This is a genomic window from Vibrio cionasavignyae (assembly GCF_050337155.1).
Lineage (GTDB): Bacteria > Pseudomonadota > Gammaproteobacteria > Enterobacterales > Vibrionaceae > Vibrio > Vibrio nomapromontoriensis.
In genome coordinates this window covers 245,095-268,177 of sequence record NZ_JAKJSR010000012.1, presented here as the reverse complement: position 1 = coordinate 268,177, position 23,083 = coordinate 245,095, and the positions used below count along the sequence as shown (strand labels likewise).

The following is a 23,083-nucleotide window of genomic DNA, read 5'->3' as shown; positions in this document are numbered from 1 at the left end:
TAATATAAATCTTATTATTTGTTCTTTGATTCGTCAGTTTCACGTGCACTGCGAGTTGCCTCGCCCACCAAAACATCCTGTACGTAGTAACGCGGCCTTGCTCGCACATCGGAATAAATTCGTCCAATATACTCACCTAGCAAGCCTAAGCCGATAAACTGCCCACCAACAAATACAAATAGAATCGCAAATAACGTAAACAAACCGTCGCCAGCCCATTCTGAGCCAAATAAAATACGCATTAGCATTAGTATGATACCGAATGCGATACCTGCCGCAGCAGTCATACCACCAACGATACTAAGTAAACGTAACGGTGCGGTTGTCATACTCGTGATCAAGTCGAACATCAGACTGATCAACTTCATAAAGCTATACTTAGATTCACCATCGGCGCGTTCGTCGTGGTGAACCGGGATTTCTGTGGTATGACGAGAGAAGCCATTCGCCAATACAGGAATAAATGTGCTGCGCTCATGACATTCTAGCATTGCATCAACAACATGTCGGCGGTAAGCGCGCAGCATACAACCGTAATCGTTCATTTCAACGCCTGTAGAGCGCTTAACCAGTTTATTGATAACTTTAGATGGATAACGACGCAACGCACTATCTTGACGGTTTTGACGCACAGTGCCGACCGAATCAAAACCTTCTTCCGCTTTAGCAACCAGGTTTGGAATTTCTTCTGGTGGGTTTTGTAAATCAGCATCTAGAGTGATAATTAAGTCGCCACGAACCTGCTCAAAACCAGCCATGATCGCATTGTGCTGACCATAGTTACGGTTAAGGATAACACCAACAACATGACTGCCTTCTTTCGCAGAGGCTGCTTCAATAATTTCGACACTGCGATCTCGGCTGCCGTCGTCGACCAACACTAACTCGTAGTCTTTACCTAGGCTGTCTGCTGCCTTCGTCGTCCGCTCTATTAGCTCTTGTAAGCAGCTTTCTTCGTTGTATACCGGTATGACGATAGACACAAAATTGATAGGTTCATTCTGTTTCATGGGTTATCCAATTATTTCTGACACGGCATTCACTACTCGCGCAACATCGTCCTGAGTCATATCAGGAAATAGCGGTAGTGAACAAATTTGCTGGCTATTACGCTCTGTATTTTCTAGGTTTGGCGTTATTGCACCAAATTGTTCTGCGTAATTCTCTCGATAATATTTCTGGGTATGACACGCTTTAAAGTGAATTCCAGCGCCAATCCCTTTCTCTTTTAGTTTAGCAATCAATTCGTCACGAGTAATACCCGCTTGCACAGGGTCAATACGTACGATCATTAAATGCCAACAGTGTTTGTGGTCATGATTGGCAAGACCTAACGGGGTCACACCTTTAATGGCACTTAACTTCTCACGATAGCTTAACGCTAACTCAGTGCGAGCCTGCGTGATCTCTGCAATACGATCCATTTGACCGAGTGCTAATACGGCGCAAATATCTGGCATATTGTATTTGAAGCCAGGTTCGATGACTTCGGCTTGCGGAGCTCGACCTTGAGTCTCGCGATCAAAAGCATCGACGCCTAGGCCATGAAATTTCAAACGGCGAATCTTATCAGCCAGCTCTGCATCAAACGTGGTGAAAACGCCACCTTCTGCCGTGGTGACATTCTTAATCGCATGCATGGAGAACAGACACGTACCGCGAGCACCAATAGGCTGACCTTGATACTCAGAGCCTAAAGCATGCGCCGCATCTTCAACCACTGGAATACCAAAACGTTCACCAAGTGCATAAATTGGATCTAAATCCAATGAAGCGCCAGCATAGTGAACTGGGATGATCAGTTTGGTTTTATCGGTGATAAGCGGTTCAATCTTTTCTGCATCCGTCATCAACGTGTCAACATCAACATCGACAAAAACTGGCTTAGCACCCACTAGGGTGATCATGTTGATCGTAGATACCCACGTAAGAGAAGGGGTAATGACTTCATCACCAGGACCAATACCAAGTGCCAATAAGACTAAATGCATACCTGCCGTCGCGCTACTTAACGCTACTGCATGCGGCGCTCCTGTATGCTCAGAGATTTTACTTTCCAAATCCGCATTTTTGGGACCGGTTGTAATCCATCCTGAACGCAGTACATCAACGACAGCTTGAATATCTTTTTCATCGACCGCAGGGCGACATAAAGGGAGAAAAGACTGGCTCATATATTTAACTCACAGATAACACGTGCGCATTGGCACGGAGAACGACAAAGTTTACTAGGGCGTTCAAAGAATTAAAAGGGCTGAAGGTGTTCAAATGTCTAATTTATTGACCTTTTAGAACACTATTAAATCAAACATTCACTGAGTATATTGTATTGTCGGCAAAACCTGAAAAAACTTAACAATCGACACGTAACATAAATTCGCAATCTAAACGTGACTACTTGGCATAGTATAGGCTCAGACTCTCAATTATTCCGTAATCCGCTTAAAAGTCAGATTTATGTCAATAATCACGTTAAACGGTCTATCAACATCCGTCTAGACCTATATGCCGCGCAGTTAAGCCACTTAACACTCATTGCAGATAATTATTACATATCTACGCAAAAGCAAATGTATGCGTTTGTAACATGTGTCATTTGTCACCGAGCCTGGTTAGCGTTAGAATTCGGTCCTTCCTATTCAAGCGGTTTTTCCAGTGAAACTCAAAGACAGCCCCGTCACTCAACATAATGTCGAAGGTCACTCGTTTTATTTAAAGCGCGATGATTTGCTGCACAGCCACTTCAATGGCAATAAGGCGAGAAAGTTTGCCGCATTATTGGAGCAAAACAACCCTAGCATCGTTCGTTTAGTTGGGTGGGGCTCAGCGCAAGCAAATTCTTTGACGTCACTTGCTGCACTCGCAAAGGTTAAAGGCTGGCAGTTCACGTATTATGTAGATCATAAACCCGCTTGGTTAGATGAAAAACCGATGGGCAATTATCGAATGGCATTAGAGCTTGGCGCAACCATCGTTTCACTCTCCGACCATCCTAATAACCTTGAAAAGATCCACCCCTGTGACTTTATTCAACGCCAACATGGCGATGATGACGCATGCCTCATTGTCCCAGAAGGCGGCCGGTTTCAACTTGCAGAAGTCGGCGTGCAAACGCTTGCCAGAGAAATTTTGGCATGGGCAAGGTTTGAAAAGAACCCTAACCTGAAAGTGGCTCTGCCTTCTGGCACGGGTACCACTGCGCTATATCTTGCTAAAGCACTGCACTCAGAAGGTATTGAAGTACTCACCTGCCCTTGTGTTGGTGGGCGAGAATACTTAGTTAAACAGTTTCAGGAATTGAACGAATTCGACGTTTATCCAACTATTTTGCAGCGGGACGCGAAACACCATTTTGGTAAGCTGTATCAGGAAGACTATGCCATGTGGCGCTTGTTATACGAGCAAACTGATATAGAGTTTGACCTACTGTATGACCCACTTATGTGGCGCTGCTTGCTCCCTTGGTTAGAAGCAAACCCCGATACTACTGTACTTTATGTGCACCAAGGCGGGTTATTGGGGAACGAAACCATGTTACCGAGATATGAACGAAAGTTTGGCGCAAGAGATAACTCGATACTGAGTTGGTAATGGTTCTATGGCTCTATGGTTCTATGGTTCTATGGTTCTATGGTTCTATGGTTCTATGGTTCACACAGATACTGGAAATACTAAAAAGGGAAGCGTGGCTTCCCTTTTTTGCTAAGTCTACTTTAACTTTACCGTACTGGGTTACTTATGAGATGAATAAGCCGCTAAATATTGCTTCGCCAAAAGGTTCGCTTCATCTATCTCTTCATTCGATAACTTGGCAGTTATTTCATCACGCAGATTCTCAGCGCTTTGATAGCCGTTTGTGGCAGCAACCGACGCCCAAGCAAGCGCTTGAACATTGTCGAGATCAACACCCTCACCTAATGAGTACTTAAAGGCTAAGTTGCGCTGGCCGTAGGCATAGCCATTTTCCGCCGCTTTACGATACCAATTCACCGCTTCAATGTCATTTTGCTCAATACCCAGTCCTTTCGCGTACATCACCCCTAAGCTGTTTTGTGCTACATCATAGCCACGCTCAGCGGCTAAGCGATAATACTCGACTGCCTTGGCATTGCTCTTGGGAACACCTCTGCCCCACTTGTACATACCAGCAAGGTAGTATTGTGCTTGGTCATGACCAATGTTTGATGCTTTCTCAAACCACGACGCCGCTTCTTTCGCATCGTAATGAACACCGTGACCATTGTCATACATCATGCCCAACTTATACATTGCCGTCTCACTGCCTTGTTCTGCAGCTTTGAAATACCACTCAACAGCAATCTTATCATCTTCTTTAATGCCATTACCGACGGCGTATCTGTCCCCTAACTCAATCTGTGCAAACAAATCCCCTTGTTTCGCCCCTTGAGTTACGGCTTTTACACTTGATGCAGACCAATCTTTCGTAAATGCTAAGCTCCCTGCGCTAAAACACAGACTACATAGTGAAACCGCTAACAGTGTTTTTCGCATTTCCTTTTCCCTTTCTGAAGAACTCGTCGAATACTGACACATGTTCATAGAAGTTTTAGGGATTTTAAACAGAATTCGCAATACTCTGACAAAGAATTTCGTTCAAGTCACAAAACCAATGCAACTTCCATTCACGCAAGCAATCTAACGCAACCAACCCTGTCCCAATTAAATAAAGCGTCCCTTTAGTTGAGAATAGCGGGAGAAAAAATGTAATCGTTTGCAATTAGCACTCGTGTTACTTGGCTAATTTTTGTAAACTTTGTCACAAGTGGATTTAAAATTACGGTATTTACATGGCTTCAAAATGGGCAAAACGATTTATCCAAATGGCCGAGCTTGTTGGGTCGTGGAGTAAAGACCCCTCGACGCAAGTTGGCGCGGTGATCACTAAAAACAATCGCATCGTTTCAGTGGGCTTTAATGGCTACCCACACGGTATCTCTGACAGTGCAGAAAGTGACGAAAGAGAAACAAAATACCTGAAAACTCTGCATGCAGAAGAAAATGCTATCCTCTTTGCAAAAAGAGATCTAGATGGATGTGAAATTTGGGTTACACACTTCCCTTGCCCTAACTGCGCAGCTAAGATCATTCAAACGGGCATTTCAGTCGTCCATTGCCCCGCACAATCTGAAGATTTCCTTTCTCGCTGGGGAGATAAAATCTCGCTCAGCCAAGATATGTTTGAGCAAGCTAATGTTCGCATTAATTGGCTGACGTTAGAGCAAAACGACGCTTAATTAATGTAACCGGTGGTATTAAGTATGCGATATCATTCAACTCAACTTTCGCCTACTTAATACACCTTAATACTCAACCTCTTTCGCCTTCAAGCCCCTACCTGCAAAGCAGATTCATAAAGAAAGTGATATATATCACTTTCCAACAATAATGCTATCCTTTAGAATTCGCCATCTTTATTAATGTGACCTAGTCACATCACGAGCAAGAGTAACTTCATGGTCAAATTCCGTTCGCTGTCTATTGCACTTATCGCAATGATTAGCGGGACTATTTCCCCAACACTACATGCCTTTGAGCTCCCTTTATTTAAAGCAGAGGCAGAAGAGCGTGGTTATACGTTACCTGAAGCCATAGGGTTAAGTTTTGGCTATATGAACGTTTCTCAGGGGATAAATGTTGATTCAATAGTTTTAAGTGGGCTTCCTAGTATTGTTAAAGATCTGAATATCAAAACTGAAGGAGGCTACCAAGAAAGCGAAGTGTTCACCCTAAAAGCAGATGTTTGGGTTTTACCGTTTCTCAACTTTTATGCCATAGGTGGAAAGTTAAATGGCTTTTCAGAGACCACTATAAAGTCAGTAAACGGAACTCTGGATTTAGGATGGATTGGCGAGCGAGAAATAAACATCGATAACATTAACGCTCCTTTCCGCCTTGATCTTGATGGCTATATGTACGGGACAGGAACGGTAATTGCAGGCGGATACGAGAGTTTTTTCGCTCTGGTTGATGCGAGCTACACCAAAACAAAATTAACGGTGATTGATGGTGAAATCGACTCCATAGTAGTATCACCACGTATTGGTTATGATTTTTCTCGTAATACCGATGTCCCAATCCGAGCATGGGTGGGAGCACAGTATCAAAACATAGAGCAAACTTTAACCGGAAACGTAAAAGATTTACCGCTTGGCTCTTTAGGTGATATGGGGATTATCCGAAATGCAAAATTTACCGTCAACCAAAGCCTAGCCAACAACTGGAACTCTTTAGTCGGTGCTCAATACGAGTTCACTCCTAACTGGGTGCTTATCAGTGAAATTGGTTTTGGACAAAGAAAAAGCTTCTTCATGACATTGGATGCTAGATTCTAGTCACAAGTAGCCGCTACTCCGCAATGACAGCCACTCAACACTTGATGAGTGGCTCACTTGTTACAGCGCTTAACTTTCTTTACTACTCGTTTCCACTCCGGTGATTTTCACCGGTTTCTTCGTCGCTTCTAACATAATAGGTAGCAGCACTAAGCTGTAAACAAGAATACTCGCCAAAGCGATCGTTAGCACAAGTCCGATAGAGTGCATCCCTTGATGTTTAGCGACAATTAACGCGCCAAACGTCGCGAGAGTAGTTAAACAACTGATTAGAGATGCTTTTGGTGTTGAGGTCTTAAAAAATGCCTCTAAACTGCCCACCGAACGAAAACGTTTAACGATATGAATGCCATTATCTACTCCCAAACCAAAAATCAGTGGTACCACGATAATATTGGCCATATTCATCGACAAATTGAGCCAATACATCATCCCCAACGTGGTGATGGTCGCTAAGCCTAACGGAATAAAGATCAGCACAATGTCGCGCTTTTTGTTCACTGTCCAAATAAGGATCAATGCGATCGCCAAGATCGACATCAAAATCGCCGCTTTAAAAGCGTCAACAACGATAACACCCACTTCTTTTTCCGCGACGGCGCGTCCTGTCGCATTCGGAGCGATAAACTGCACATCGTTAATAAACTGGTTTAATTCTTCAACATTGCTCATGTCACCCTGCGGCGTGACCGCCACCAACCATTCACCCTGCTCACTGATATAGCGTTGGTAAAGCGAGCGGGGCAAATCTCTCTCAATACTAAGTGGCGCTGTATTTGAACTCAATGCGGATAAAGTATCACTGTCTATACTAGAAAATAGCGCTTGTGTCAGTACTCCAAGATCAGCACTATCGCTATTAGTATTAATATTAGTCGGAATACGCTCGGCATTTTTCCAACCCTCTTCTACCGCTAAGCGCTTAAATTCACTTAATGACAATGGTTTTGCTGCCATATTGGGCAGTAAGGCATCAGACAGTTGCTGCGCGCGCTGAGTCAGTTCCGTCGGCATAAAATCGCTGGCAATGATGACTTGGCTGACCGTTGGCTCGTTAAGTAACTGTGACTTCCATTGCTGCGCTTCTTGCTCGTTTTTGGCAACGGCGTAAAGCTGGTAACTAGAACCTAGACCATGTTGCTGCAGTGCGTATAACCCTAACACCGACTCCGATTGCGGGTTCTTCAATACTAACGTCGAAAAATCAAACTTAAATTGGGTCGCGCCATAACCCATCACCAATGACGTGCAAACCACTAAAAAGGTGATTGTCCGCTTATAAGTCGCAAGCCCATGACCAAACGCAGAAAAATAACGTGTGTCGACTTTGTGTTTAACGGTTGGATAACCAAATAGAGTAAAAAATAGTGGAATAACTACGAATGTCGCTAATAACCCAAGGAGCATGCCTAAAGCGGAGACAATACCCAATTCACCCAGCCCCGTGTAGGCGGTTGGATAAAAGCTAAGAAACCCGATACCAGAGGAAAGCGCACACAGAGCTAGCGGGCGAAACGAATGACCGGCAGCATGCGCAAGGCTATGACGGTTATCTTCGCCTTTAATCCTGAGTTCTTGAATATGAAGACAAAGATGAATGGAAAAGTCGACAGCAAGGCCAATAAACATCACCATAAACACAATAGATATGGTGTTATAAGACCCCACAACGAATAAACCAGCAGCGAACGTCCAAACGAGTCCTATTATGACCGTCAAATAACACGCGACGATGACGCGAAGCGAGCGAATGCCGATGGCAAGTATCAATACTAGACCAATTAGCGACGCGCTACCTGCAATGGCGATGCTATTATTGGCATCAACGATTTCGTCGAAATCTAAGGCGGCTTGACCGGTAACCTGAACATCGACACTGGATGGTAAATCCGCCGCCGTTACAGCATTATGAATTGCTTCGATAATCGCTCTGTTTGGCTCTTTTACGCTATCATTCGGCTGCGCAACTAAAGTGACCGCGTATGCGCTTGGCGGTTTGATATGACCACTTAGCTCACGTGCCCAATCAAATTTCTGACCGCTAGCCGCGGACAATAAAGGCTCAAGTATATTTTCGTTAGCTTTATCTACACCTAGAGCACTAGCAGAAATATTACTATTACGGTCAATTAATTGCCCCAAATACACCTCTAAGCGCTGAGCATTGGCGCCAGCAACTAATGGTGCAACCTGTTGGCTAGCAACCTCTTTAAGGGTTTGATAGTCACTGTCGGAGATAAACCCCAGCGCATATTGCTGGAACCAAGACAAGGCCGAAGGAGCAAATACGTCTTTAATAACAGAAGACGAGGCCAACTTATCAACCAGTGTTGCAACACTTTGCTTAGCAAGCTCGCCATCTTGGCTCGTGACTAACACCACCACGTTGCCCGTTTCAGGGAATGCCTCTTCAAGGTGAGCGAGATCATCGACCCACGCGCCATCTTGTTTCACCAGAGAGGAAAGATCGGCGTTCATTTTGAAGTGATGTTGGCTATACCAAGCACTGACTGCAGTCAGCGAAAGTACTAAAAATAGGACACACTTAGGGAAACGTTGGATAAGGGTAATAAGTTGATTCACGATAAATTGACAATCAGTAACGATAAGGCATTAAGTTTAACTCAAAATCACTAAATTCCAGTCAGATTATTGTTAGTACGCCTTCTTTTCTAGCGACTTTTATTTTCTCACTGCTTTATAGAAACCTGTACTTTTATGGATTCATATAGCAGTCATTATCGGTGTCATTCGTGAACGGCTTGCATAAAAAAAGGAGCCGAAGCTCCTTGCACTGTATTTTCATCCGATCATAATCGCTCAAAGCAGCGCTAGCTATTCTTGATCGATCATCCACTTACGGAATTCTTTACGCTCTTGCTTAGAAGCTTTTAAATACCAAGCCTGTAGCTGACCAACATTATCTGATGCTTGCGGGGCAACCGCTTCTTTAGAGGCTGTGCTAGCCGACACTCTAGGAGCAGCCGCTGCCGTCGTGGTGACTGCCGCAGTTGCGACTGCCGCTGTGGCTGTAGGTGCTGCGGACTTCGCCACCACCATTTCACCGGATGTAAAAGTAATGCCTCGCTCAGCATTATGCGCGGCAATGAGTTCATCCATCTGCATATATGGCATAAAGCCATCTTTACCTTTCAGCTTCTCTTGCTCATACGCTAAGGCATAACCATCTTGCGTCACGCGCCATTGTGGCGCGTCACCACGAAAGGCCACTTTCGCTTCTTGCTCGCTGCGCGCCACTGGGTGATTAATTTTCACCTCGTCGCCCGTTACGTTCACAGTAAGGACATAAGGCGCAGAGGTGTAAACATTCGAGCTGCTGCCTTTCCCCAGTTTTTTATCCATACGAACGACAACTTGGTTTTCACCTTGCTCTAGCTCGTTTTTACCAATTCTATTTTCGGCTTCTTGACCGTTAATAAAGTAAACCGAGACGCCCTTCATTGGCACAAGCGTCGCCGCATTTACACTAAACGCCAGCCCTAATGTGGCGAGAACAACCATACTATTTTTCACGATCGGCTTCCTTTACTGCTGCCTACTATCTTGTCAAACAGCATGACACAGAGAACTCCTGCAAAAAAGGCTTTTTTAGATAAATTGACATCTAAATCACTCAATTACAGACGTAAAAAAGCCACCCTAGGGTGGCTTTTAGAATATTCTTTTAGCTAAAAGCTAGATTAGAATTCAGCTTTAACACCAACTGCGAATCCAGTACCGTTTTTCTGAATGTTTGGAGCAGTTGTAGTACCTACATCTGTGTAACCATCGTTACCACCAACTTCAGCATAAACTGTTGCGCCAGGTGCTACTTTGTAGCCAGCGTTTACGAACCAACCAATTTGCTTGTCGTACGTAGAAGCATCTGTTGAGCTCGCTGATTGAGCTTGGTCGTAGTTAGATTGGCTTACACCACCAGCAAATACGATTTGGTTAAATGTATAGTCTGCAGCAAATGCAATTGTTGAATCTGTTGTTGAGTCACCTGCAGTTGGATCCATCTTCATGCTGTAGTAGCCAAGCTCAAGGTTTAGGTTTTCAACACCAGCAAAACGCGCTTCTACTGCCATTAGTGATTCTTTATCTAGACCCGGCTTAGCACTAGCGCCTTTAAAATCAGCTTGGCCGTAAAAACCTGTGAAGTCAAAATCAGCTACACGTACACCAACTTTCGCATCAACCATGTTGCCGTCTGCGCCAAGGCCGTTGTTTTTGTTTTTGTCTTGCTTGTAAGCGATACCGCCGTAGAACATACCTTTGTCTAGGTCGTAACGAATCGCTTCATCACCGCCAAAAGGAGAGCCGTTAGAGAAGAAAGAGTTCACACCGAACTGGTAGTCAGAACCAACACCAGCATCATCAAGGATAGTATCTAAACGACCAACTTTAAGAGAACCTGCAGCTTGTGAGTAAAGCGCTACATATGTGTTACCAGCGTGAGCTGCTGTGCTTGTACCTTTAGTTACGCTGCTGTTTGCGCCGTCAAATTCCCAGTACGCACCAAATTGTAGGTCATCGTTAATTGCATAACGCGTATCAAAACCGAAATCCGCATCTTGGATTTCTTGGTGCATTGAAGCACCGTCTTCAACACCTTTCAGGTAAACAACTTCGATGTCACCCTTAAGGTTAACCGTTACTTTGTTCTCGTTATAAATTTCGATACCTGCTTGCGCAGAACCTGCTGCCAATACTGCTAGAGCTACTAGAGTCTTTTTCATGATAATCCACTGCCTTTTCATTAGATGGGAATTCCCTTTCGGTTCCCTTTTTTAATATATATCGCGCCAAAATCATTTTTTAGAACAACAACCTTTTGTTCCTAAGTCGTTTCAGCGTCGTTAAATCTCGAAATCAAGAATGCAAAAGATATAAGATAATGTCAAACACCCTAAAACAAATAAGTAAATTACCCTAAACACCTATAAATCAATGAGTTACAAGGATGCACGTGATACAGCGCAAAGTTTACAAGCACTCATATCGTGCAACCCCTACACTAAAATCCGCACACCAATTAGCTAAAAGCTCCAATACAGACAAATTAAGCGCATTGCCATCAGAATAATACACCAACCAAATGTCTTTTTTGGGGTTTTATATTTTTTGACCACTGAAAGATATATGGCTTTATGAAAGTTCACTCTGTTTTTGTGACATTGATCAAAACTATCACCGTAAAGTGATGATGAGAATCTCTGAATGTCACCAATCGAAGTGTGCTATCATCGCCGCACTGCAATTTGGATCACAGTATGACAACCAGTAAAATACAATCATCAATTCGCCAAAGTTATCAAAACCTGCAACATCAACTGGATAACTTCGTTCCTAGACGCGCACAAAACTATCTTGTTTCTGAAATTGCCAAGACGTTGCTTGGTCAATATCACAAGTCGACGCGTATTATTGTTGCAGAGGCAGGGACAGGAATTGGTAAAAGTCTGTCTTATTTGATGGCAGCGATTCCTATCGCGGTACAAAACAATCGCAAAATAGTCATCTCTACTGCAACGGTGGCACTGCAAGAGCAGTTACTTGATAAAGACTTGCCTCTGTTTCGGCGTATTACTGACCAAAACTTCTCTTTTATTATTGCTAAAGGTCGTCAGCGCTATTGCTGCGCAGAAAAATTAGCCGTGGCATGCGGTGCAGGCCAAGCAGATGCCAATAACAGTCAGCTTGCCATGTTTGAGTCCAAACCCAAGAAAAGTGATATTAAGCAACTTCACGACATGTACGAGAAGCTGTCGAAAAATAAATGGAATGGTGACCGCGATTCATGGCCCGCTCCTATTGATGATGCGATTTGGCAGACCATTGTCAGTGAAAAGCACAGTTGTAATAGTGGGCTGCCTGCGCACAGACAGTGCCCTTTTGCCAAAGCACGTTCAGAGCTGGACAAAAATGATGTCATTATTGCCAACCATAGCTTAGTCATGGCTGACGCTGATCTGGGCGGCGGGGTGATTTTGCCTGAACCAGAAAACACCATTTATATCTTTGATGAAGCCCACCACTTACCCCATGTCGCCAGAGACCACGCTTCAGCCTCATCGACATTAAAAGGGGCCGTGAGTTGGTTAGAGCGACTAAACCAAGCCGTATCGAAATTCTCTGGACTGGCAGATGAAAAACGCGTTGGTCGTTTTCGCAATGAATTGCAAGACTCCATTCAGCAACTTATTCCAATATTGGGTGAAGTAAACACCTTCTGTTCATCGCTAACTTTTGAAGAAAGTTATTGCCGATTTGAAGATGGCGAACTGCCTACGTGGCTTGAAACCCAAGCTAAAGACCTAAAATCCATCACTCAAAAAGGCTCACAAGCCTCTGGTAAAATTGCGGATTTGATTTCAGAACGCCTTAAAGATGGCGAAATTGCCGCTAAACTCGCCGAGCCTGCACTCGCCGAGCTAGGCTTTTATATTCAGCGTTTTGAAAACCTTGCCGCCGTATGGCGACTTATGAGTGAGCCTAAAAAAGAAAAAGGCGCGCCACTTGCGCGTTGGATTGAACAAAGCAAAGAACGCGATAGCGACCATATTATTAGCGTATCGCCTTTAGAAGTGGGTTGGCAGCTCGACCAGCAAATTTGGTCTCGTTGCGTTGGCGCGGTGTTAGTCTCGGCAACAATGCGAGCACTAAATTCTTTTTCTTTCTTTTGTCACCAAAGTGGCATTAGCCAAAAGGAAGAAGACGGCGTTCAGTTCTTAGCACTGGCATCCCCTTTTGATTACGCCAATCAGGCGGAACTTATCGTGCCAAAAATGAAGTACGAACCACAAGCGAGTCCGTTTACTGATGAGCTGAAAGAGAAATTGATGCAGTACATCGCCGATGGCAAGAGCAATCTGGTGCTATTTTCTTCCTATTGGCAGATGAACCAAGTAGCGAACGACATTAAAGGAAAATTTGCCTTAAAAGGCTGGCACCTGCAAATCCAAGGCGAATCATCACGCACAGAAATTCTAAATAAACATAAAACGCTGACTCAATGCGGTAAAACCAGTGTGCTTTTTGGCACCGGCAGCTTTTCCGAAGGGTTGGATTTGCCCGGAGAGTTACTTGAGAACCTCATTATTACCAAAATACCATTTGGGGTACCAACTTCACCGATTGAACAAGCACATGCAGAATATATAGAACGTAAAGGCGGCAATCCATTTCTACAGATTACAGTTCCTGAGGCCAGTAAAAAGCTGATACAATCAGCAGGGCGTCTATTACGTAAAGAAAGAGATTGCGGTACCTTGTACATTCTAGACAGGCGCATCGTAACAAAAAGGTATGGCAAGTCACTTCTCGATTCCCTACCCCCATTTAAAAGAACTATCGAATACTAAGGTGACAGGTCTCCATGGAATTTATTGAACCAAGCATGCTTGTGGTGCTTGCGCTTGTCGCATTTGTGGCAGGCTTTATCGATGCGGTCGCTGGCGGCGGTGGTATGCTCACCGTTCCCGCCTTACTTTCTCTTGGGCTACCTCCTCATATTGCCCTTGGCACCAATAAATTGGCGGCGACCTTTGCCTCATCCACGGCGGCATTTACATACTATCGTAAGCGACTGTTTAATCCAAAGTGCTGGAAAAGAGCATTTATAGCCACACTTATTGGCGCTACTTTGGGTACGTTTGTCGTGGATATGATTTCAACAGAGTGGTTAGAAAAAGTATTGCCTCTCGTTATTCTTGCCGCAGCGCTTTACACCGTTTTTCATAAATCACCAAGTGCCGACGGCAATGGTGTCAATAAAGGCTGCCCTAAATTCAACCGTAAGCAATACCTGCAAGGTTTGTCACTTGGCTTCTATGACGGTGTTGCTGGCCCTGGAACTGGCGCGTTTTGGACGGTAAGTTCAATGGCTTTATATCGGCTAAATATTCTACTCGCCTCTGGATTGGCAAAAGCGATGAACTTCACCAGCAACTTTACCTCTTTAGTGACGTTTGCTTTCTTAGGACACATTAACTGGGTACTAGGACTTACCATGGGTGTCTGCCTTATGGCGGGAGCTTACATTGGTGCCCATTCCGCGATAAAATTTGGTGGCAAGTTCATTCGACCGATTTTTGTCACCGTGGTCAGTGTTCTTGCCATTAAACTGGCCTATGACGCGTGGTTTTAAAGCGTCCGTTCCAATACAAATCATTCTATAATTACTATGCGATTGACCACTGAGAAAAAAAGATGAAACTCGCGGATCTGCATACTCGTCTAGAAAAGCTTCGCCAATCAGCCGCTGCCTATGACGCTGAACGCAAAAAGAGCGTAACGGTGTTATTTGATGATCAACTCTTTAATGCATCCTCTCGTTTTCTTTCACCTTGCGTGCACGAAGCAAAAGATAACCTAAGGCAACTTTCGTCGAATACTATTTCTCTGACTAAAGCGCAGTACTTAGCGGATCGCTTAGTGGCTCAACTCGAAGCGTTGGAAAGAGCCCTTGCCCCATTTGCTCAGCCCAATGCTACTAGCCCGCAGGAGTCTAACGACCTTCACAGCCAATTACGCCAGCACCAAGAATGGGAAGCCCGTTTATGTGCACTCGTCAGGCATAAAGAGAGTCTGTTAGGTTCTGGGGGAAATAAGGAGACGCTTGAGAATGAATGGCAAATCGCCGAGCAGCGCTTGCAACGTTGTCGAGCGGCTTTACTCAACATCGAACATCAAATTAATGAAAGTGAGAAGTTTCTATAATGGCAACAAATCAAAGTTTAGAAAATGCACCAGAAGACGTTAAACTGGCCGTCGATCTCATTTATTTGCTAGAAAGCAATGACATCTCCCCGGAAGTTGCACTTAAAGCAATCGATATGGTACGAGCGGATTTACTACGACAGATCGAACAAGGCCAATCATAATCCTTACTTATTATTAGCCGATTCAAAATAAAAAAGATAGGTATCGCTTGTTTGCCCCACCTATCTTTCTCCACTTTCAGCCGCTGTGCTTATCGCCGCTACACTTTAAATTGCTTCATCAACGCCTGCTGCTGCGATGACAATTCATAAATATCGTTGCCAACATTTTCAGACTCACTCGCTTGTTCTAAGATCTTCGCACTAAGATCGCGTATATTCGTCACGTTTTGATTCACTTCGGTCGAGACTGACTGCTGCTCTTCAGCGGCCTTGACGATTTGTGAGTTCATGTCGTTGATCGCTGAAATAGACTCAAAGATCTTACTCAATGATGTCACCGCTTGTTGCACATGCGTGGCGGTAGAATCGGCGAGGTGCGATCCTTGCTGAATCGCGTTAACCACATCTTTAGTGCCCGTTTGTACACGCTCGATCACTTCGCGGATCTCACCTACCGAGTCATGTGTGCGGCTCGCTAAACTGCGCACTTCATCAGCAACCACAGCAAAGCCCCTACCCTGCTCACCCGCACGCGCCGCCTCTATAGCAGCATTAAGTGCGAGTAGGTTGGTTTGCTCGGAAATTCCCTCAATGACCACCAAAATAGCGGTAATATTGGCATTGTTCTGAGCCAACTCTTCAACAACTGGTACCGTCGCTTTCATTTGTTCAACCAATCGTACCATCTCGGCGGCAGACAACTCGGCCACTTCTTGACCTTGGCTAGCTGAATCATTAGCGGAGGCAGCTGCTTGTACTGCCGTTTCCGCATTTTGTACCACTAACGACGCCGTTTGTGTCATCTCTTCTGACGCCGTGGCGACGAGATCCACCTCTCTAAACTGCGCATCACAGCTCACTCGACTAGACGCTGCCGTCGACTTAGCCTGCTCCGCCGTTTCAATGACTTGTTTCGACGTCGTGGCAACCTGAGAAATGGTTGACTGTAGCTTCTCTAAAAAGGCATTAAACTGCGTGGCAAGTTGGCCTATTTCGTCTTCAGACTTCACGTCTAGTCGCTGAGTTAAGTCCCCTTCACCGGTGGCAATATCCTCTAACCTCGACACAACTTCGCGAATGGGTTTTACTAGGCTATGAGACATAACCCCAATGATCACAAGACCAATGAATACAAACCCTACACCGACTAAGATTTCACTAACGATCCCTTCTTCAAGTTGAGATGACAGTGTTTGATCAAGACGAATGGCATCGCTTAATACCGAACTTCTTGGCATATCAAAAAACACGCCCCAAGTCTGATTTGCAATAGAAATCGGGTTGAATACTGTTAACCACTCACCATTAGCACTCCACTGAATAACCGCTTCTTCGCCAAACATCAGATCTGTCACTTGATTGTTTGACAATACTGAGCTGACAAATGGCGTGCCGGCTTTTACATTAGCATTGTCACTGGCAATGACCGATTCGTCCAAGCTGACAATATTGACCTGACCACTGCCCCCAAACAAACTTGCATCCGATTGGGTGACGGTCTGAGCCAGTTGCGTCAAACCTAAGTCAATACCTAAAAAACCAATAATCATATTATCAACTTCAATCGGTATCGATAACGACGAACTCAGATGCGTACTGCCCGCTATCTGCGTCGCCTTTGGTGTACTTACACAAGCAGATTCTGTCGCCAACGGGCAATAAAATCGCTCAGCGTCTGCAAAGTTATCTAAATCAGCCTGACTCAACACATGACGGTTGGCATTTTCACCAGTCTCTGCAATTTTCCAATAAGTGGCAAACTGACCGCGATCATTGGAGCCGACATAATCTGCTCCTTCATAATTCGAGTCTTCGCCATCAAGCAGATTAGGTTTAAATACTAAGTAAGCCCCTTCGATTGAAGGAAACTGAATAACAGCTTGGCGAAGCATTTCATCTAACGCGGTGCGTAAGTCTTCACTCGGTACAAAGTTTTCTTCCGCGTTAGATTTTTGAAATATCGCGTTGGAAATAAGCATCTCAGCCCGAAAAATAGCTTCGCTGAAATAATCTTTTACTTCTCTCGCATTGATTTCGGCACGCGCTTCTAATAGCGCCTCCGACTTCTCCACTACGGATTGGGAACTAAGCTTCTGAGTGGCTTGTTGATTATTGGTGGCGTTGTAAAGCGAAAAACTAATCAGCGCTAAAGAGGTAAATAATAAACAGCAGCCGGCTAAAATCGTAATTTTCCACTGAACGGAGAGAGTTCGCATAATACATCCTTTTCGCAAACGGTTATCCATATAGGCATGTTATCGACAGAACATCCTTTTTATTGAGCTTTTTATTACAACATTATTACACTTTTAACTCAATAATTTGAAGTATACCCATCTCTATGACAATGCTAATATTTCTGTTATCGGATCGGACAAAATACAGGACCATCTCCAATGAAAGTCATCAGTTTTAACATCAATGGACTCAGAGCTAGATTGCATCAGTTGCAAGCCGTCATTGATAAACACCAACCCGATGTCATCGGGCTACAAGAAATCAAAGTACACAATGATGCCTTTCCTATTGAAGACGTCGAAGCCATGGGTTATCACGTCTATTTTCATGGTCAAAAAGCGCACTATGGCGTCGCCATGCTGTGTAAACAAAAGCCAACCTCTGTGCAGTACGGGTTTCCTACAGATAATGATGATCACCAAAAACGCATGATCATGGCGACGTTTGATAATGATAACGGCAAAAAAGTGACAGTGCTAAACGGTTACTTCCCTCAGGGTGACAACATCGCCCATGAAACTAAATTCCCGTATAAACGGGCGTTTTATAACGATTTAATGACTTACTTAGATGATCACCATACTGCTGAAGACGATGTCATCATTATGGGCGATATTAATATCAGCCCAATTGACTTAGATATTGGCATCGGCGCACCTAACCAAAAACGCTGGCTCAAAACTGGCAAATGCTCATTTCAACCAGAAGAACGAGAGTGGCTAAAGCGCCTGCTTGACTGGGGTTTTGTTGACACTTTTCGTCAACTACACCCTAATGTTGATGATCAATTTTCATGGTTTGACTATCGTTCAAAAGGATTTGTAGATAACCGCGGGCTGCGTATTGATGTTGTTCTCGCCACACCATCGCTCTCAGCTCGATGTGTCGAAGCGGGTATTGACTACGAACTACGTGGCATTGAGAAACCTTCTGATCATGCGCCTATTTGGTCGACGTTTAAGTAAGAAGTGGCTCTACTCGTTGGTTATAGAAGGCTAGACAGTCTTTATTCGCAATACATGTACCAACAACAAAAAAGCGCTGCGATGTTCAACCGCGGCGCTTTTTTATCTGTTACTTATTATTTATTATCTGCTTCCATTACTTAGCTTAATGGTCGTAAATAGGCGAGGAAACGTTTTTCGGCGTTTTTAAATACCCAAAGAATAATAAACGTTAGCGCCATATAAAATAAACCGGCCGCTAAAAATGACTCAAATGGCGCATAATAGCGAGCGTTCACCAACCTTGCAGCGCCTGTAAGGTCCATAATAGTGACAATCCCTGCTACGGCAGAACCATGTAACATGAAGATCACTTCGTTACTATAAGCAGGAAGCGCTCGACGTAGCGCACTTGGCAAAATGATTCGACGATAGGTTTTCCAATATCCCATTCCATAGGCCTTTGCCGCTTCAACCTCACCTTTTGGCAAGCCATTAATGGCACCACGAATGATCTCCGCAGTATATGCCGAGGTATTTAAAACGAATGCGACAAGTGCACAAAACCATGCATTCTCCCATAAGGTGCCTTTAACTGGGAAAAACTGGTCCATACCATAGTAAATGAGATACAGCTGAACTAATAATGGTGTACCACGAAAAAAATAGATAAATGCCCACGAAGGTGCTACCGCGAAATAGTTACTACTATTGCGAGCAATCGCCAACGGGATGGCAACACACAGGCCAATGACTAATGCTAGTGAAACCAGCCATGCCGTCGTCCATAGTCCGTCAAGGTAAACAGGGAAACTGTCGATAATGATAGAAAAGTCCATATCTACCTCGTATGAATACTGAATTTGCGCTCAACCAGCTTGAGAAAGCCTGTCGATACTGCGGTAAAAAACAAAAAGATTAAGGCAACCGTCATGTAAAACGTAAATGGCATCTTAGTAGAGCCTGCCGCTAACGAACTCACACGCACCATGTCTTCCAAACCAATGATGGAAACAAGCGCTGTTGTTTTCAATAATACTAGCCAGTTGTTACCAAAGCCGGGCAATGCATGTCGGATCATTTGCGGTAGTAAAATGCGTCGAAACGCCATTGGTCCACTCATGCCGTAAGCTTTCGCCGCTTCCATCTCACCTTTATCAACGGCCATAATTGCACCTCGAAAGGTCTCCGCCATATATGCGCCAAAGATAAAGCCTATGGTAAGAACACCGGCAATGAATGGCGAAACATCAATATAATCAGGTAAATAAGACGTCCACTCGTGATTAGGATCACTAGATGTAAACCAGTTATTGAGCCATTCATTGGCCGCATACAGGCTATTATTGAGTAGGATCTGCCCGCCAAAGAAGATCAACATCATTAGCACCAGATCTGGGATGCCGCGAATAACGGTTGTATATAGCGTGGCTATCGCACGTGCCCAACGGTAAGGAGCAAGTTTAGCCAACGCACCTAACATGCCCAAAAGCATGGCAAGAATGAGCGACAGTACCGCTACTTCTATCGTCAACACCGCCCCTTTTAAAATTGAGGCTTCATATCCTTGTAAATCGAGCATAGCTTCTTCCAACAGCGAAACTTAAATATTGATAAACTTACCAAATACGTTATCGAGCCTTATTTGGTAAAAAGGCTTGAGATAATACTCAAGCCTTATCAAAGCGTAATTAAATGAGTAATTTACTCACCGTATACGTCGTAGTTAAAGTATTTTGCGGCGATATCTTGGTAAATACCTTTCTCACGTAATGACAGGATTGCCGCATCCAATTGCTTGGTCAGATCTTTATCTTGTTTACGTACTGCGATACCAAAGCCGTCACCAAACCATTTTGGATCAGTTAAAGAAGGACCAACGAATTCGTAAGCTTCTCCGCCTTCTTTCTTAAGTACGCCATCTTCCAATGCTGACGCATCACCAAGTACAGCGGCAATACGACCATTACCTAAATCAAGATAAGCTTCATCGAATGAGCCATAACGTACAATTTCAACGCTATCGCCGAAGTTGTCCGTTAGATATTTGTCATGGGTGGTTGCACGTTGTACGCCAATTTTAACGCCATTTAGATTTTCAAAATCAATACCAGCGCCTTTCTTAGCAATAAACTTGTTCGGAATCAGTGCGTATTTACCAGTGAAATCGATTTTCTTTTTGCGTTCTTCAGTAATCGACATCGCGGCAATGATAGCGTCATATTTACGAGCCAATAGTGAAGGAATAATGCCATCCCAATCTTGAGGTACGATGACACATTTTGCTTTCAACTCTTCACAAAGCGCATTAGCCATGTCAACGTCAAAACCTTTTAATGACCCATCAGCTTCTGTCCAGCTAAACGGAGGGTACGCACCTTCAATGCCAAAACGCACTGTTTTCCATTCCTTTGCTTGCGCTACCCCAGTTGCTGCTGTTGCAACAATCGCTGCTGCTAATAACCACTTTTTCATTTCCATACTCCTGTGATTTACATTATTTCTAACTTACATTATTTTGTTTTTGTGTTGTGTTGCTTTTTATCGTTATTTTGAGCGGCACTCAAAATAGAGATGCTCTCAAATTAATATATCGAAGAGATAAATTGCTTTAAACGTTCTGATTTTGGCGTAGTAAATAGCTGCGCAGGATCGCCCTGCTCTTCCACCAGCCCTTGATGAAGAAACATGACGTGGTTAGACACATCACGTGCAAACGCCATTTCATGTGTTACCACTAGCATTGTTCGCCCTTCTTCAGCTAGATCACGCATCACACCTAGAACTTCTCCAACAAGCTCGGGATCCAGTGCAGAAGTCGGCTCATCAAATAGCATGACTTCAGGTTCAACAGCAAGTGCACGCGCAATGGCTGCTCGTTGTTGTTGACCACCAGATAGATGACCCGGATAGTAATCCTTGCGTTCGTAAAGACCGACTTTTTTCAGAAGTAGTTCTGCGTTTTCAATAGCTTGAGCTTTAGGGACACCCAGTACATGAATAGGTGCTTCGATGACGTTCTCTAGCACTGTCATGTGAGACCACAGATTGAATCCTTGAAATACCATCGCTAAGCGCGAGCGAATACGTTGTACTTGCTTTTCGTTGACAGGAACGGCTTCACCAGAGCGGTTGTTTTTCATCTGGATCAATTCACCATTTACCCAGATCTCTCCCTGAGTAGGGGTTTCTAGAAGGTTAATGCAGCGAAGAAATGTACTTTTTCCAGAACCTGATGAGCCAATTATTGAAATGACATCACCTTTATGAGCGGTAAGGGAAATTCCCTTTAAAACTTCATTTTGACCAAATGTCTTGTGCAGTTCTTTTATGTCCAGCGCTGGTACATCATTCATGCGCTTGTGCTCCCTGTATTTTATTGACTGCGAAGGTACTCCGACCTTTTGATATTCGATACAAGCTAGCACTACAAAGTGCCGTTTGCAACAAATTATTAACCTAATATACTCGCTAATTCAGAGATTATAACTGAGAAAATATGCATGTTAAAGTGCTTTAACCTCGCCTTTATGAATAATAGCAGCCAATAGATGCAAATCTAGTCACTTCCCACTCATAATTAAAATCAATCTGATATATTTCCAAAATGTTACATAAAGCCACTCGATATTAGAGCTTATGCCTATAGAAACCACCAATATTCAGAACATAAGTCCAACTTATTTACCATTAGCGAAACTTATGCCCCGTTCGTTTATTGATAGAAATGTGATTTTAGTGGCCATTTGTTGATGGAAACTAGCCAGGAAGCATAAAAAAACAGCACGCTTAGCGTGCTGTTTTTATTTTCGTTACGTGTGTTGTCAATGGCTTATTGTCGTTACGTAGGCGTATTCCACAACGAAAATGCCTGCTCGGCAGTAAACTTGCCATCAAGCAGTGCTCGCCCAACAATAACTCCAGAAACACCACTGCCTTTCAAAGCGGCAATATCATCTAAGCTACCAATGCCACCTGATGATTGAAACTGGACCTGCGGGTATTGCTGACATAAATCGACATAAAGCTCTACATTGCTACCTTTTAGCGTCCCGTCACGTGAAATATCTGTACATAACACATGAGTTAAACCAACCGTTAGGTAATCATCAATAAGCGCTTCGATGGTCACGCCAGAATCTTCTTGCCAGCCTGAAATAGCGACATTTCTGATTCCGTTAGCATCAATGTTAATATCAAGAGCAAGGACGATTTTTTCAGGTCCATATTTTTCCATCCATCCTTTCACAAGTTCAGGCTCCTTGACCGCAGTCGAACCAACGACAACACGCTGAGCCCCAGCTTCTAATAGATCAACCACGTCTTGCTCACTACGAACCCCTCCGCCAATCTGAATATGGGCAGGCGTACTCGCGAGTAAGGTCGCGATTAAATCCAATTGGCGTGCCGTGGTATCTTTTGCACCAGTAAGATCAACAAGGTGCAGCCAGTCTGCTCCTGCTTGATGATAGAGATTGAACTGCTGCGCAGGATCAACCTTATACTCGGTTACTTGACCATAGTCGCCTTGATAAAGTCTAACGACTTGTCCTTCGATTAAATCGAGTGCTGGAATTATCACTGTTAAGTCCCTTTCACTAATTTTTTAACTAATAGTTTCTAACTAATCTTAAATAGCGCTCTTTTCGCTGCCTATCAA

Annotated in this window: 20 protein-coding genes; 8 read left to right on the top strand and 12 right to left on the bottom strand. The window is 44.0% G+C overall.

Annotation, left to right across the window (positions count from 1 at the left end; translation table 11 throughout):
• Positions 1-14: 14 nt before the first annotated feature.
• Entirely contained in the window at positions 15-1,010 is a 996-nt protein-coding gene (arnC, locus tag L4D74_RS09055; RefSeq protein ID WP_250616733.1) for an undecaprenyl-phosphate 4-deoxy-4-formamido-L-arabinose transferase, read from the bottom strand.
• 3 nt (positions 1,011-1,013) lie between these two features.
• Positions 1,014-2,174, bottom strand: coding sequence for an aminotransferase class I/II-fold pyridoxal phosphate-dependent enzyme (locus tag L4D74_RS09050; protein ID WP_428751803.1), 1,161 nt, complete (start codon positions 2,172-2,174; stop codon positions 1,014-1,016).
• 481 nt (positions 2,175-2,655) lie between these two features.
• Between L4D74_RS09050 and L4D74_RS09045 the strand changes: the two genes are divergently transcribed.
• Complete coding sequence (locus L4D74_RS09045) at positions 2,656-3,591, top strand: 1-aminocyclopropane-1-carboxylate deaminase/D-cysteine desulfhydrase (RefSeq protein WP_428751802.1); 936 nt, start codon at positions 2,656-2,658, stop codon at positions 3,589-3,591.
• A 141-nt stretch (positions 3,592-3,732) separates the two neighbouring features.
• On the opposite strand, the gene L4D74_RS09040 is transcribed toward L4D74_RS09045, so the two are convergent.
• Positions 3,733-4,512, bottom strand: coding sequence for a tetratricopeptide repeat protein (locus L4D74_RS09040; protein WP_428751800.1), 780 nt, complete (start codon positions 4,510-4,512; stop codon positions 3,733-3,735).
• A 296-nt stretch (positions 4,513-4,808) separates the two neighbouring features.
• On the opposite strand from L4D74_RS09040, the gene L4D74_RS09035 reads away from it, so the two are divergent.
• A complete protein-coding gene (locus L4D74_RS09035; RefSeq protein WP_428751799.1) occupies positions 4,809-5,255 on the top strand; it encodes a dCMP deaminase family protein in 447 nt (148 codons plus the stop codon).
• A 219-nt stretch (positions 5,256-5,474) separates the two neighbouring features.
• Positions 5,475-6,353: a TonB-dependent receptor gene (locus L4D74_RS09030; RefSeq protein WP_428751798.1), complete on the top strand. Its 879-nt coding sequence runs from the start codon at positions 5,475-5,477 to the stop codon at positions 6,351-6,353.
• A 69-nt stretch (positions 6,354-6,422) separates the two neighbouring features.
• On the opposite strand, the gene L4D74_RS09025 is transcribed toward L4D74_RS09030, so the two are convergent.
• The 3 genes from L4D74_RS09025 to L4D74_RS09015 all read right to left on the bottom strand — a co-directional run bounded on the left by L4D74_RS09025 (position 6,423) and on the right by L4D74_RS09015 (position 11,095).
• The gene (locus tag L4D74_RS09025) at positions 6,423-8,936 is read right to left on the bottom strand and encodes an efflux RND transporter permease subunit (RefSeq protein WP_428751797.1); all 2,514 of its coding nucleotides are present in this window, start codon (positions 8,934-8,936) and stop codon (positions 6,423-6,425) included.
• A gap of 252 nt (positions 8,937-9,188) precedes the next feature.
• Entirely contained in the window at positions 9,189-9,887 is a 699-nt protein-coding gene (locus L4D74_RS09020; RefSeq protein ID WP_428751796.1) for a DUF2057 family protein, read from the bottom strand.
• Positions 9,888-10,054: 167 nt separating this feature from the next.
• Positions 10,055-11,095 carry a porin gene (locus tag L4D74_RS09015; RefSeq protein WP_428751795.1) on the bottom strand — a complete coding sequence of 347 codons (1,041 nt, stop codon included), beginning with the start codon at positions 11,093-11,095 and terminating at the stop codon, positions 10,055-10,057.
• A gap of 534 nt (positions 11,096-11,629) precedes the next feature.
• Between L4D74_RS09015 and dinG the strand changes: the two genes are divergently transcribed.
• From dinG to rsmS, 4 genes are all read left to right on the top strand, one after another.
• Positions 11,630-13,720, top strand: coding sequence for an ATP-dependent DNA helicase DinG (gene dinG, locus L4D74_RS09010; protein ID WP_428751794.1), 2,091 nt, complete (start codon positions 11,630-11,632; stop codon positions 13,718-13,720).
• Positions 13,721-13,734: 14 nt separating this feature from the next.
• Complete coding sequence (locus L4D74_RS09005; protein WP_428751793.1) at positions 13,735-14,505, top strand: TSUP family transporter; 771 nt, start codon at positions 13,735-13,737, stop codon at positions 14,503-14,505.
• A gap of 62 nt (positions 14,506-14,567) precedes the next feature.
• Positions 14,568-15,077, top strand: coding sequence for a primosomal replication protein (locus L4D74_RS09000; RefSeq protein ID WP_428751792.1), 510 nt, complete (start codon positions 14,568-14,570; stop codon positions 15,075-15,077).
• Positions 15,077-15,241: a pleiotropic regulatory protein RsmS gene (gene rsmS / locus L4D74_RS08995; protein ID WP_428751791.1), complete on the top strand. Its 165-nt coding sequence runs from the start codon at positions 15,077-15,079 to the stop codon at positions 15,239-15,241. Before L4D74_RS09000 ends, rsmS begins: the two co-directional genes overlap by 1 nt.
• Positions 15,242-15,339: 98 nt before the next feature.
• Here the strand turns inward: rsmS and L4D74_RS08990 are convergent, their stop codons facing one another.
• Complete coding sequence (locus L4D74_RS08990) at positions 15,340-17,457, bottom strand: methyl-accepting chemotaxis protein (protein ID WP_428751790.1); 2,118 nt, start codon at positions 17,455-17,457, stop codon at positions 15,340-15,342.
• A gap of 180 nt (positions 17,458-17,637) precedes the next feature.
• On the opposite strand from L4D74_RS08990, the gene xthA reads away from it, so the two are divergent.
• The gene (gene xthA, locus L4D74_RS08985; protein ID WP_428751789.1) at positions 17,638-18,444 is read left to right on the top strand and encodes an exodeoxyribonuclease III; all 807 of its coding nucleotides are present in this window, start codon (positions 17,638-17,640) and stop codon (positions 18,442-18,444) included.
• Positions 18,445-18,584: 140 nt separating this feature from the next.
• Here the strand turns inward: xthA and L4D74_RS08980 are convergent, their stop codons facing one another.
• From L4D74_RS08980 to hisA, 5 genes are all read right to left on the bottom strand, one after another.
• Complete coding sequence (locus tag L4D74_RS08980; protein ID WP_428751788.1) at positions 18,585-19,262, bottom strand: ABC transporter permease; 678 nt, start codon at positions 19,260-19,262, stop codon at positions 18,585-18,587.
• A gap of 2 nt (positions 19,263-19,264) precedes the next feature.
• Positions 19,265-20,005 carry an ABC transporter permease gene (locus tag L4D74_RS08975; protein WP_265673431.1) on the bottom strand — a complete coding sequence of 247 codons (741 nt, stop codon included), beginning with the start codon at positions 20,003-20,005 and terminating at the stop codon, positions 19,265-19,267.
• A 122-nt stretch (positions 20,006-20,127) separates the two neighbouring features.
• Positions 20,128-20,898: an ABC transporter substrate-binding protein gene (locus L4D74_RS08970; protein WP_265673430.1), complete on the bottom strand. Its 771-nt coding sequence runs from the start codon at positions 20,896-20,898 to the stop codon at positions 20,128-20,130.
• Positions 20,899-21,008: 110 nt separating this feature from the next.
• Positions 21,009-21,779, bottom strand: coding sequence for an ABC transporter ATP-binding protein (locus L4D74_RS08965; RefSeq protein WP_428751787.1), 771 nt, complete (start codon positions 21,777-21,779; stop codon positions 21,009-21,011).
• Positions 21,780-22,264: 485 nt separating this feature from the next.
• Positions 22,265-23,005 carry a 1-(5-phosphoribosyl)-5-[(5-phosphoribosylamino)methylideneamino]imidazole-4-carboxamide isomerase gene (gene hisA / locus L4D74_RS08960; protein WP_428751786.1) on the bottom strand — a complete coding sequence of 247 codons (741 nt, stop codon included), beginning with the start codon at positions 23,003-23,005 and terminating at the stop codon, positions 22,265-22,267.
• Between the last annotated feature and the right edge of the window lie 78 nt (positions 23,006-23,083).

Coding starts and splice junctions, on each gene's coding strand:
- arnC (WP_250616733.1), bottom strand. CDS start 1,010: ATGAAACAGAATGAACCTATCAATTTTGTGTCTATCGTCATACCGGTA.
- L4D74_RS09050 (WP_428751803.1), bottom strand. CDS start 2,174: ATGAGCCAGTCTTTTCTCCCTTTATGTCGCCCTGCGGTCGATGAAAAA.
- L4D74_RS09040 (WP_428751800.1), bottom strand. CDS start 4,512: ATGCGAAAAACACTGTTAGCGGTTTCACTATGTAGTCTGTGTTTTAGC.
- L4D74_RS09035 (WP_428751799.1), top strand. CDS start 4,809: ATGGCTTCAAAATGGGCAAAACGATTTATCCAAATGGCCGAGCTTGTT.
- L4D74_RS09030 (WP_428751798.1), top strand. CDS start 5,475: ATGGTCAAATTCCGTTCGCTGTCTATTGCACTTATCGCAATGATTAGC.
- L4D74_RS09015 (WP_428751795.1), bottom strand. CDS start 11,095: ATGAAAAAGACTCTAGTAGCTCTAGCAGTATTGGCAGCAGGTTCTGCG.
- dinG (WP_428751794.1), top strand. CDS start 11,630: ATGACAACCAGTAAAATACAATCATCAATTCGCCAAAGTTATCAAAAC.
- L4D74_RS09005 (WP_428751793.1), top strand. CDS start 13,735: ATGGAATTTATTGAACCAAGCATGCTTGTGGTGCTTGCGCTTGTCGCA.
- L4D74_RS09000 (WP_428751792.1), top strand. CDS start 14,568: ATGAAACTCGCGGATCTGCATACTCGTCTAGAAAAGCTTCGCCAATCA.
- rsmS (WP_428751791.1), top strand. CDS start 15,077: ATGGCAACAAATCAAAGTTTAGAAAATGCACCAGAAGACGTTAAACTG.
- L4D74_RS08990 (WP_428751790.1), bottom strand. CDS start 17,457: ATGCGAACTCTCTCCGTTCAGTGGAAAATTACGATTTTAGCCGGCTGC.
- xthA (WP_428751789.1), top strand. CDS start 17,638: ATGAAAGTCATCAGTTTTAACATCAATGGACTCAGAGCTAGATTGCAT.
- L4D74_RS08980 (WP_428751788.1), bottom strand. CDS start 19,262: ATGGACTTTTCTATCATTATCGACAGTTTCCCTGTTTACCTTGACGGA.
- L4D74_RS08975 (WP_265673431.1), bottom strand. CDS start 20,005: ATGCTCGATTTACAAGGATATGAAGCCTCAATTTTAAAAGGGGCGGTG.
- L4D74_RS08970 (WP_265673430.1), bottom strand. CDS start 20,898: ATGAAAAAGTGGTTATTAGCAGCAGCGATTGTTGCAACAGCAGCAACT.
- L4D74_RS08965 (WP_428751787.1), bottom strand. CDS start 21,779: ATGAATGATGTACCAGCGCTGGACATAAAAGAACTGCACAAGACATTT.